The organism is Halomonas jincaotanensis, from assembly GCF_018448785.1.
GTDB classification, from domain to species: domain Bacteria; phylum Pseudomonadota; class Gammaproteobacteria; order Pseudomonadales; family Halomonadaceae; genus Halomonas; species Halomonas jincaotanensis.
Window position 1 is genome coordinate 158,491 of sequence record NZ_JAHCLU010000013.1, and the last position, 10,834, is coordinate 169,324.

Here is a 10,834-nt window from a genome sequence, read left to right on the forward strand (position 1 = left end):
ACTCACCCCACGAAAATCCACATCGCCGACAGCGCAACAGTGAGCGACATGCCTCGCGCCCAAAGATGCATGGCGTAGGAAGAACGCAGTACGCTTTGCATTGTTCCAGCCAACAGGATAACCAGCAGGAAGACGCCGAACAGCGCACCGATCGTGGCAACGATCAACAGGATCGCATCCTGCCATCGCACCAGGGTCAGGTCGGTGACGCGCGGCAGAAGCACGAGATACATCACCACGGTCTGCGGGCTGCTCAGGCAGATAGCCAAGCCCGTTAGAAACGAGGTCGCGCCCCCGGAGACCGGCAGCGAATGATCCGTCGCTACCTCCGATTGGAGCCACATGCGGAGCGCCATCCAGAGCAGAAATCCGACGCCCGCATATTTGGCGAAGGTGAAGACCTCGGGATGCGCCTGCAGCCAGAAGCCCAGACCGGCGCAGATCGTCAGAATGACAAGGATGTCGCCGGCACAGATACCGATCGCGATGGCGCAGGCGCCGCGCCGATCTCTGCTGGCGGACCGAGCGGCCAGCACGGCAACAAGGGGGCCAGGAGCCAACGTCAGCGCGGCAAGCGTAATCACATAGGTACAAAGCGCCGTCAGCTCCATGAGTTCTTCGACTTGGTGAGCAATCGTTTATAGGCTGTGTAATGAAACGGTGGCACGGCCCCTCACACCGCTCCAGTGCTGGCGACGCACTTGGCCGCAAGCGTGCGACTTTTGGCGTCAAGTGTTTTCAGCAGGCGAAAAACGCGCAGGCTTCGGGAAGGTGATTGCCTTCTTCATGAGCGCGTGGCGTAGATAGGAACTGTCTTGTGAACACTGGACCTGCTTTCGATCGTCTGCACCGGGTGGTGATGCTGATCTACCCCCAAGTGGCCTCAGTGGATGTCTGTGGCCCGCTCGAACCCTTCGGTCTGGCCAACTTCCTGACCGGGCGTCGGCTCTATGATCCGATCACCGCCTCGATTGACGGCGCCGCCGTACCTGTCGCCGGAAGCTTTCTGAAGCTCGAGCCGACCTGTTGCTGCGAGGACTTGCCCGACCGTATCGACCTTTTGCTCATCGCCGGTGGGCCGGGCTGCTTCGCCGCGGCCGAGGACGAGCGCTTCACGTCATGGATTCGCAGGCTGGAGCCGCGTTGCGTGCGGATGGGCTCGGTGTGCACAGGCTCTACCGTGCTGCTGGCATCGGGCATCACGAACGGACACAAGATCGCCACGCATTGGCTCGAAGCGATGCGCCTGCAAACGGACAACGCTTTCAGTACGCAGGTCGAACCCGACGCGATCTTTATCCACTCGGGAAAATTCTGGACGTCGGCGGGCATGCTGGCGGGTGTCGATCTCGCCCTCGCCGTGATCGAGGCGGATCATGGGCGTCAGCTGGCACTGGATATCGCGCGCTTCATGGTGCTGGTCATGCGGCGCCAAAGCGGGCAGTCCCAGTTCAGTTCGCAACTGATGGCAGATGCGACGGAAGACCCCCGGATTCGCCGGGTGCAACTGTATATCTGGGAGAATCCACGCGCAGACTTGTCCCTCTCACGACTGGCAAAACGCGCGGCGATGAGCGAGCGGTCGCTGGGGCGTCGGTTCAAGAAGGTCACGAACATCACGATTTCCCGCTACATCGAGGATGTGCGCCTGAGTTTGGCCCGCCGCCTGCTGGAGGCGTCGGCGCAATCGATACAAGCCGTGGCCGACAATGCCGGTTTCGGGACCACCGCGACGCTGCGCCGCGTCTTCGAGCGCAGGCTGTGTGTGTCTCCGAGCGTCTACAAGGCAAGTTTCGGACCGGAAAACGCCGAGGCACACGATGCCATCGTCAATGACGACGCAATGCGTATGGATCTCGAGAATGTCGTGAACGGCAAATCGGTCTGGTAAATATCGGTCACGAAAATGGCTCACGAGACCCGACAAATCTCGTGGGACCCAACATCAATGGATCAGAGAGAAACGATGGTTACCGAGACAGACAGACAACACCTTCAACGCTGCGTGGCGCTGGCGGAAGAGGCCCTGAAAGCCGGCGACGAGCCTTTCGGCTCGGTACTAGTGAGTGGCGATGGTGACGACGTGCTGGTGGAGGACCACAACCATGTGGCCGGCGGGGATGCCACCCAGCATCCGGAGTTCTTCATCGCACGCTGGGCGGCGAAGAACCTGACGCCCGAGGAGCGCTCCCTGGCCACTGTCTACACCTCCGGGGAGCACTGCCCCATGTGCGCGGCGGCGCATGGGTGGGTGGGGCTGGGACGAATCGTCTATGCCAGCTCGTCCGAGCAGCTGGTGGAATGGCTGGAAGAGCTGGGCGTGGCCCCGCCCAGAGTGCGTCCGCTGTCGATCCGGGAGGTCGTGCCGGACGCGGTGGTCGAAGGGCCGGTGCCTGAATTCGCCGAGCGCATCCGCCACCTGCATCGCCGGCTACACGGCGCCTGAGCCCACAAATCAGCCTTCCGCCAGCACCTGCTCGATATAGGCCTCGCAGCGCTGGAGAGCTGGTCGCTCGCGAAGGGCTGCCCAGTAGGCCTCAAACTCGGCCCGGCGTGGCAGGGTACCGAAGTGCATGCCCCAGCCAATATGCGAGCCGACATAGACGTCGGCGGCACTGAACGCATCGCCGGCGATAAACAGCCGGCCATCGACGGCGGACGCCAGGGTGTCGATCAGAACCCAGTAGTCACCGCAGCCGAGCTGCCCCTGCTGCTCGACCGTGGGCTGCAAGCCGAGGTTGTTGAGCGCGATAGCCGTCTCGAGGGGGCCTGCCGCGAAGAACAGCCAGCGGTAATAGTCGCCTCGGGCGGCGATTGGCGGCGCCAGACCGGCCTCGGGGAAGGCATCGGCGAGATAGGCGCAGATGGCGGCGGCCTCGGTGACTACCGCGTCCCCATGGCGGATGGCCGGCACCTTGCCCATGGGGTTGAGGGCCAGATAGTCCGGCGACTTCATGGTGGTGCCGTATTCGAGGAGCACCGTGCGATAGGGCACGCCGAGCTCTTCAAGCATCCAGTGGACGATCCCGCCCCGCGAGAGCGGATGGGTGTAGAAAATGAGCTCGGCCGGTTCCCGCGGAGCGGGTTCGGCCAACGCCGTGGGGGGCAGTGTCACTTCGGACGGCAGCACGTACCCCTGGTTGGGTACATTGACGACGTCGACCCCCACCGCCCGCAGCGCGGCAATGTCCTGGTAGAGGGTGCGCAGGGGAATACCCAGCCGCTCGGCAAGCTCGGGTCCGCCAATCGGGCCGGTATGGTGGCGCAACACCCGGATCAGGTCTTGCAGGCGGGTCGTTCGGGACATGGGGCGACTCCTCAGGCGCGTGACTGTCACTCGCCTCTTCAGGGAGCGGCGAGGCGAATATCATGCCTTCGAGACGCTATTGGCGCCAGTCACTCTGCCAGGGCCTACAGCATCTGTGGCAGGAACCGGTCGCGGCGGTCGATGACTTCGCCGGCCACCATGAAGACGCCGTCGCCAGTGTAGTGAAGTGTCTCCGGGTAGCCGGGCGATACCACCGCACGGGCCGACACCACCTCCCAGATGAAGAAGTTGTAGCGCTCCACCAGGCAGTCGTCGAACAGCCGGCATTCGAAGTGCGCGTGGCACTCCCCGATCAGCGGTGCGCTCACCCGCTCCGCCGGCTGTGCGGTCAGCCCGAAGCGCTCGAACTTGTCCACCTTGGCGCCGCTGCTGTTGCCGACTCCCACCACCTGATCGGTCAGAGCCGTCGTCGGCAGGTTAATGACACACTCGCCGCTGCGGCGGATTATCTCAAAGCTGTGATTCCCGGCCGAGATGATGCAGCCCACCAGCGACGGCGAGAACGCCATCACCGTATGCCAACCCATGGTCATGATATTACGCTGCCCCTCACAGGCCGATGAAACCAGCGTGATGGGGCCCGGCTCCAGGTAGCGACGCACCCTCTCCAGCGGCACGGGGACTTTTTCGAGGTATTCGCTCATGACAGCTCATCCCGTCAGCAGGGTATCGACACACGCCAGCAAGATAATGACCCTCCAGTTGCCAGTATTCATGGCTTATGCTCATCGGGTCTAAGTTTTAACAGTGAATCCAGTCCGTTGCGCAAGGGCAGCCAGGGTGGCGGCTTACCCTTGCGAATTTACCCGCCAGTGACTATTCATCCACCGCGAACGCATCCACCGGCTCGTTGAAGGCGATGAACAGCACGCAATCCTCCTGCGACTGGCAAGTCGCCACATGGGGCAGTTCCGGCGGACCGTAGGCGTAGTTACCCGGCTCGATCACCACTGGCTCCTGGTTGTCGTAGTCCACCATCATCTCCCCGGACAACAACACCATGCGTTCCGCCGAGGTGTGCCAATGGTGAGGCGCGGTGGTGTTGCTGCGCAGGCGAAAGAGCACATCGGTATTCTTCTTTTTGGGGTCACCCTGCAAGACGGCCAGACCACAGGAGTCCGGCATAAACGCGGGGCAGGGACCCCATTGGATATGCTCGCTGTCGTACTCGCGCACGAACGCTTTGTCATCGGCGGCGAGAGCCGGGCCGGACAACGCCAGTAACGCCAGTAACGCGATCTTTCGACCCCAGGGTACCGCTGTTGCACGGATTTTTTGCGTGGTCAGTGATAGGCGTTTCATCGCTATTCCCTCCCTGTTGGTTTGGGGCTTTATTGCTCCGTGGCAGAGTCCACTATAGCTTCGCCAGAGGTGCCGGGAGTGATAAGCACGTGAGAATTTGATGAGGATTTGCCTGCGGCCAGAAACCCTGTTGCCCACGCAGTACTGTGGGGAGTCACAGGGGGGGTGATGTATGCAGGGACAAGCCGATAGATTGCGGCCCGCCTGCCGAAGCACTTCCGGCGGGTCTGCGCCGAGAGGCCCGATCTGGCAATTGAAGAGTTGAGCCGCCGTTTGCAAGCCACCGCGCGGCTTGCAAATGGTCGGGCTCCAGGCGCTGCAAATGTTCATCGGAATGAGAGAGTGACGACCTCGTCAACAGGGCCTGTTTCCGGTTAGATTGGTCTCTAGCGACATTCGTCCCCGACGATATCCATTCGCCATCGACACCCCCGGAGCCCATTCATGTCTCGCGCTATCGAAATCGCCGCTGCCGACGGCACCATCGACGCTCATGTCTTCACGCCCGGGAATGCCGAGGGCCCCCTTCCGGCCGTGGTGCTGTTCACCGATATCGGCGGTTTGCGCCCCTGCTATTACGAGAAGGCCCAGCAGATCGCGGACAACGGCTATGCCGTGTTGATGCCCAACATTTATTACCGCGATGCCAAGGGCATCATCGTGCCGGAAGGCAAGTCCTTCCGCGACCCGGACGTGCGGCCGACGCTGGTCGAGTATGCCGGCCACCTCACGCCCGAGGCTCAATCCCGCGACTTCGCCGCCCTGCTGGACGGCATCGATAGCGAGGCTGAGTTCGCGGACGGCAAGGTCGGCGTGGTCGGCTATTGCATGACCGGGGCCTTCGCGCTGCGCATGGCGGCCGGACACGCCAACCGCGTTGCCGCTGCGGCCGGTTTCCACTCGGCCCGGCTGGCGGAGGTCGACGATCCGAACAGTCCCGTGCACGTGGTCGGCACCATCGAGGGGCACGTCTATTTCGGCCACGCCGACAAGGACGAATTGCTGCCACCCGAGCAGATCGCCCGCATGGACGGGGCGTTGGCCGCCGCCGGCGTGCACTTCACCACCGAGCTCTACAAGGGCGCAGCCCACGGCTTCACGGCCAAGGACGCCCCCTCCTACGACGCGGCCGCCGACGCCCTGCATCACAAGCGACTGTCCATGCTCCTGAATGAACTGCTCTAGAAGCTCTCTTGCCGCCAGCAGAGGATAACTTCTATCACTCAATTGATCATCAGGGACCCTAAAGTTAGAGCAGCTATCAACTTGGCTTTCTTGTGACCGTGCAGTGGCACACATCGCCGTCGATACTATCGATGCGAACAACAACTGGGCGATCCTCAGCCGGGTCTTCGGTAAACAGGAGCCAGGTATTGGAATCGAGCCCCCTAACATACTCCCTGCCTACCTCAGGCTCCTTCACCTGATCCGTGCCAATCTTTGTGGTCATGCCAACCTCAAGACGTCTTATATCTTGCATGGACTTCTCCTATGTTAAAGAAAACAGAATACCACCTGCCAAGGCTGGCTTGGCGCGGCGTCGTTCTGCTGCCATGCCTTGAGACCAGTGCGATGAAGGAATCCAGCAGCAAACGCCTTGTTTGGTCCAGTGTATGGTAATCGGCTATATTTTTCCGCGAAGCCGTTTGAATACTCACCTGTTCGTTTCCCTTCAGCCGCTCCAGCAGCCATTTAACCTTATGATTTTTAAATATTATTTCCCGTGTTTCATGGGATTAGGCGCTACAGGTATGGCCACATCTGCCCCCCTGCTCCAGTGTTACCCTGGCTTCATCATGCAACGGTCGCGGAGGGTCCACTTCATGGCCAGACGGATGCCCACCGACACCCGAAGTCTTCGGCAGCTTCGTAACGTCTGGTTTATCCAGAGACGTCAATCGCCAATCCCCGCAATCACCTTGGTAAGGGGAAGATTCGCCAATAGAACCCCAGACGGGCGACCTCGACGAAACCTGTAGGATACGGGACCTTTTACTCGCTGATCATCGTGAGTTTGAATCCAGGTTTAAAGAATGCCTCGGTATTCATGAAATGATTGCTTAGTAATTCAATCTAATCGTCAGATCCAAGTTTTGCCCACTGTACGAAAAGCTAGCGGCTTCGAACGAAGGCGCACTCATCGTGGCTTTTGCGCCGCTTGAAAAGCCGTAGCCTTCCGTGGGGACCCCTAGAAAGTTAGTGGCTAGCTTGCCATCCATATTTTCATCATGAATGACGGCCAACGCATACGTTCCTGGGGGGATATCTAAAAAGTTGCAACGCGCCTGCGAATCCCGAATTTTTATCATCATTATATTGGTTGCGGAGTGAAGAAATTCAGTAGGAAAACCCGCTGGCGATTCAAAAAGCGCACATGCTACACTCCCAGCGTTATTACGAATGTTCGGGATTTTTACGTGAATTCCGGGGCATGATGATTGGGCAAATACGATAGCGGGAAAATATACAAGCATCAGCACTGACCACAATGCTACACACCGAACCCCCATGGGGAACCGCGTCACCGGATGCCTTGCAGGAGAGCCGACCGCAGACTCCCGATTAGTTGATTCACCCATGATTTTCCTCATAGCTCCAGTCTTCCTAGACTGACTTACTCGACCATTAGACGCCCAATAGAAATTAAACTTCGTGCTTGTATCTTACAATGCTTACGCACGCAATAATTATATCGCACGCCACCTTGCTCCCAACATATCGGTATACCGAAATATTAATTAAAATTCGATTACATAAACCAATTATCGTGCATACTGCATAATCCGGAAGAACGAGCATGTGGCATTTCCCAAGGCGTCCGCTCCGGGTCGAGGCTGTGTGAAAACGTTTGGAGCGTCTTGCGCTGGTCAAAAAATCGATCAATTTTAGTGCTCTCTCGCAAATTCTAAGGCAGTTGCATGGCAAGCTTACTCCAGATTCCACATACAAACGTCACCTTCTGCAGAGCCCGAGTTTTTTTCACGCAGCCTGGGTCATAAGCTGCTTTATCCATACCATCAGGGTAGACTAACGTTTCCCATTCGGCCAGAAGCGGTCTTTCAGATATATCTTATATAATGCAGCGTTAAACGGTGGGCGACAAAAGCGGACGGCTACTGCCTGCCGTGCACTGATACGACTTATTATAATGATTCATACTCGCTTGGATGAGTAAACTCACGTTTTTTACCATTGAAAGACTCGTAGAGTGCCCAATGTCGGCGGAGGCCATACTCATCAGAGCGAGTCTCATAGGAGCTAACCCATTCTATTAGGTTGTTGAGGTTTTTATCTTGCTCCTCTTTCGAGCAGAATTTCTCAGGTTCCCATGGCCGCGCACGGCAGTGCGCAACACATACATCAACCCCAGGGTTAAGAAATATGAGCTCTTCACACTCTGTAAGGATCGAGTCAATAATATCTGAGTAGCAACCTTCGATTATCCAACTCTTATTTTCGGAAATAAAGCACATTACATCGGAAATGCTATCTTCAAGGCAACGTCTCTCTGACCCATCCAGAAACGCCACTTCATCCAGAGACAGGCGAGCAGCTGGTTGCTTAGCCATAAATTTCCTGGAGAGAGTGCTCTTGCCAGACCCAGCATTTCCAAGAAGTATCATTCTCACCATATGTATTCCTTCTCGGTAAAACAGGCACTGAACTGCCCGCTCCAACATTGGACAAAAAAGCACCCAGAATTCGCTTGCAGAGCGGCTTGGGATCGATAAATCCCAACGCGTATATCAGAATAAATTAATATTCCAAATTCGACCAAAAGCTGACTTTGTCGACGCTCCTCCACGGTCCTGGTATAGCTTCATATCACGCTCGGCCACTCCCACCATGTGTTAAGAAAACCTTCGTTGTCTTTACATCTCGACCTCATGTTGGCGGCCATGCCAAGCTCGAATGCCCTGCGAAGTATTAATGAAAGTAAAGGATGGAGAGGTGTCTCTTCACGCCCCCGAATGAGACCCCACAGAGGGTAACGTCCTGGCGTTCCTGGAGCGGGACTTGGTAGATCGTCCGAACAGCATTTACCCCGTCACCATGATCTTGACCATGCGGTCCCCGACAGCTATGCGCCTTTCTCGCCTGCCAGTGTTCTCTGAACGAGTAGCTTGTCGATCCGCCGTCCATCCAGGTCGACGACCTCGATCCGCCAGTCGCCGACGGTCACGTGCTCGCCCACCTTCGGCAGTTCCGTCGCCCGGTGAAGGACAAGGCCAGCGACGGTCTCGTAGTCGGGGTCTTCTTCCAAAGTGAGACCGAGGTGGTCGGTAAACTCGTCGACAGGCATCCAGCCGGCGACGAGCAACGAGCCATCATCGCGTTCGACCAGCTTGGGCTCGTCCGCCTCCGCGTCATCGAACCCTCCCGTGATCGCACCGAGAATATCCATGGGAGTGATGATGCCCTCGAAATGACCGTACTCATCGTAGACGAGGAGCATCTGAGCGGGGGCCGCCTTGAGTTGTTCGATCACCTGCATTGCCGGCAAGGCGTCATGGATCACCGGGGCAGGCCGTGCGTGCGACCTGGGGTCGAAGCCTTCATCTTCCACGTGGTGGAGATCACGGCTCAGGAGGATGCCGACGATGTCATCCTGTCCACCGTCGTATAACGGCAGGCGGGAACGTCCAGAGGCGCGAAGCCGGGCGAGGATCCCGGCACGGGTCTCGCTGGTCCCGACAAGCTCGACCTCGTGCCGCGGGGTCATCAAGCCGCGCGCGCAGCGATCGGCGATGCGCATGACCCCGGTGATCATCCTGGTTTCGCCCTTTTCGATCGTACCGGCGCCCTCCGCCTCGGCGATGATCATCCGGATCTCTTCGTCGCTGACGGTCGCTTCCCGCTTGCCTGAGTGTCCAAGCAACTTTAGGACGAGATTGCCCGACCGGACCAGAAGCCAGACGAGCGGCAAGGCGGCGCGGGAAAGCAAGTGCATCGCCGGCGCCACACGGGAAGCGACCGTCTCCGGGTTGGCTAGTGCGATCTGCTTCGGAACGAGCTCACCGATGATCAGTGAAAGATAGGTGATGGCGACCACGACGATACCCACGCCTAGCGGATCGGCGAGCGGTGCCGGAACCCCGAGGCCCGGCAGCGCGTCGGCAAGCCGGGCGCCCAGCGTCGCCCCGGAGAAGGCGCCGGAGAGAACGCCGACCAGGGTGATACCGATCTGGACTGTCGAGAGAAACCGCGCCGGGTCGGCGGCAAGGGCAAGTGCGGTCCTGGCGCCACGTGAGCCGCCGGCGGCCCGCGTCTGGAGACGCGTCGAACGGGAAGAGACGATCGCTAGCTCCGACATGGCGAGCAGACCGTTCAGTACGATCAGGGACAGAACGATGAGAATTTCGAGGAGCATGGTAGCCAATAGAATGAAGGAGGCGAGAGGGGATCGGGATGAGTGCGTTAAGCAAAGAACTGCACGAGCGCCACTTGATCATGGCACATAACATGGTCCTCGGCCACAAGCGGACTTTAAAACGATACTGATATAACGCCGCCATCACTCGATCGTCGCGTGCATGGCCTTGTTAGCCAATTTATAGCTTAAAGACCGAGCTAACACGCTTGTAACCGAGCTGTTCATAATAAAGGTCTTCATCTGAAAAAACATAAACATCCTGATGGGGATGCTCTTGCTTAACCTTAGCCAGAAGCTCTGCGCCAAAACCATTTCCTCTGAACTGTGGTGACATATATAACTCACTAACGTATATTCCAAAGGCATCGACAAAAGCTCGAAGATATCCACAAATACTGCCATGACTTTCGCATACAAAGGTTTCGCTTTCGAGAAGTGCTTCCTTGAACGCATCAATTACATCGTTGTACAAAAACAAACTCCACTCGGGCTCCTCTCCCAAAAGTGCTAACAACGCAAGCTCATGAATTTTTTGGTATTTCAGAATAGTGTGCATAGATAAATTCTTATTTGGCTATCAGCGTATTAGACGGTGCATTCTATGATTGGGTGAGCGTGCCGGCACGTTTGTCCGGCAAATGCCGCCTCCCATGGATATCCCAAGACATTAATATTTAAACTTATTAACTAACTTATAGACTATATATCCAAAGTTCGCACGCCTGCAGCGTTTTCGGAACGACTGCTTCGGGTCGAGGCTGTGTGAAAACTCCCAAATCCGTTGCCTGTTTCCGCATCCGGCTGTCAGGCCACGTCCAGCGGCCAACGAG

At 57.8% G+C, this 10,834-nt stretch carries 12 protein-coding genes; 3 read left to right on the forward strand and 9 right to left on the reverse strand.

All coding sequences use genetic code 11. The features are described from left to right. Window positions 1–2 precede the first annotated feature (2 nt). Window positions 3–611: a LysE family translocator gene (locus KG088_RS13110; RefSeq protein WP_213825980.1), complete on the reverse strand. Its 609-nt coding sequence runs from the start codon at window positions 609–611 to the stop codon at window positions 3–5. Between the two features lie 248 nt (window positions 612–859). Between KG088_RS13110 and KG088_RS13115 the strand changes: the two genes are divergently transcribed. Both KG088_RS13115 and KG088_RS13120 read left to right on the forward strand, forming a co-directional pair. Then, window positions 860–1,891: a GlxA family transcriptional regulator gene (locus tag KG088_RS13115; protein WP_213825981.1), complete on the forward strand. Its 1,032-nt coding sequence runs from the start codon at window positions 860–862 to the stop codon at window positions 1,889–1,891. Window positions 1,892–1,966: 75 nt separating this feature from the next. Next, a complete protein-coding gene (locus KG088_RS13120) occupies window positions 1,967–2,446 on the forward strand; it encodes a nucleoside deaminase (RefSeq protein WP_213825982.1) in 480 nt (159 codons plus the stop codon). Window positions 2,447–2,455: 9 nt separating this feature from the next. Here KG088_RS13120 and KG088_RS13125 read toward each other — a convergent pair whose 3' ends face one another. From KG088_RS13125 to KG088_RS13135, 3 genes are all read right to left on the reverse strand, one after another. Continuing rightward, entirely contained in the window at window positions 2,456–3,307 is an 852-nt protein-coding gene (locus tag KG088_RS13125; RefSeq protein ID WP_213825983.1) for a glutathione S-transferase N-terminal domain-containing protein, read from the reverse strand. A gap of 104 nt (window positions 3,308–3,411) precedes the next feature. Next, on the reverse strand, window positions 3,412–3,972 hold the full coding sequence (locus tag KG088_RS13130) for a flavin reductase family protein (RefSeq protein WP_213825984.1): 561 nt from the start codon (window positions 3,970–3,972) through the stop codon (window positions 3,412–3,414). 172 nt (window positions 3,973–4,144) lie between these two features. Next, window positions 4,145–4,630, reverse strand: coding sequence for a cupin domain-containing protein (locus KG088_RS13135; RefSeq protein ID WP_213825985.1), 486 nt, complete (start codon window positions 4,628–4,630; stop codon window positions 4,145–4,147). A 444-nt stretch (window positions 4,631–5,074) separates the two neighbouring features. Between KG088_RS13135 and KG088_RS13140 the strand changes: the two genes are divergently transcribed. Then, window positions 5,075–5,815 (forward strand): dienelactone hydrolase family protein, encoded by a 741-nt coding sequence (locus KG088_RS13140; RefSeq protein WP_213825986.1) that lies wholly within the window; start codon window positions 5,075–5,077, stop codon window positions 5,813–5,815. Between the two features lie 76 nt (window positions 5,816–5,891). Here KG088_RS13140 and KG088_RS13145 read toward each other — a convergent pair whose 3' ends face one another. From KG088_RS13145 to KG088_RS13165, 5 genes are all read right to left on the reverse strand, one after another. Continuing rightward, window positions 5,892–6,110 carry a hypothetical protein gene (locus KG088_RS13145; RefSeq protein ID WP_213825987.1) on the reverse strand — a complete coding sequence of 73 codons (219 nt, stop codon included), beginning with the start codon at window positions 6,108–6,110 and terminating at the stop codon, window positions 5,892–5,894. A 580-nt stretch (window positions 6,111–6,690) separates the two neighbouring features. Beyond that, entirely contained in the window at window positions 6,691–7,209 is a 519-nt protein-coding gene (locus KG088_RS13150) for a DUF2141 domain-containing protein (protein WP_213825988.1), read from the reverse strand. A gap of 564 nt (window positions 7,210–7,773) precedes the next feature. Next, on the reverse strand, window positions 7,774–8,199 hold the full coding sequence (locus KG088_RS13155; protein ID WP_213825989.1) for a P-loop NTPase family protein: 426 nt from the start codon (window positions 8,197–8,199) through the stop codon (window positions 7,774–7,776). Between the two features lie 512 nt (window positions 8,200–8,711). Next, window positions 8,712–10,001 (reverse strand): hemolysin family protein, encoded by a 1,290-nt coding sequence (locus KG088_RS13160; RefSeq protein ID WP_213825991.1) that lies wholly within the window; start codon window positions 9,999–10,001, stop codon window positions 8,712–8,714. A 181-nt stretch (window positions 10,002–10,182) separates the two neighbouring features. Then, window positions 10,183–10,560: a GNAT family N-acetyltransferase gene (locus tag KG088_RS13165; RefSeq protein ID WP_213825994.1), complete on the reverse strand. Its 378-nt coding sequence runs from the start codon at window positions 10,558–10,560 to the stop codon at window positions 10,183–10,185. Window positions 10,561–10,834 lie beyond the last annotated feature (274 nt).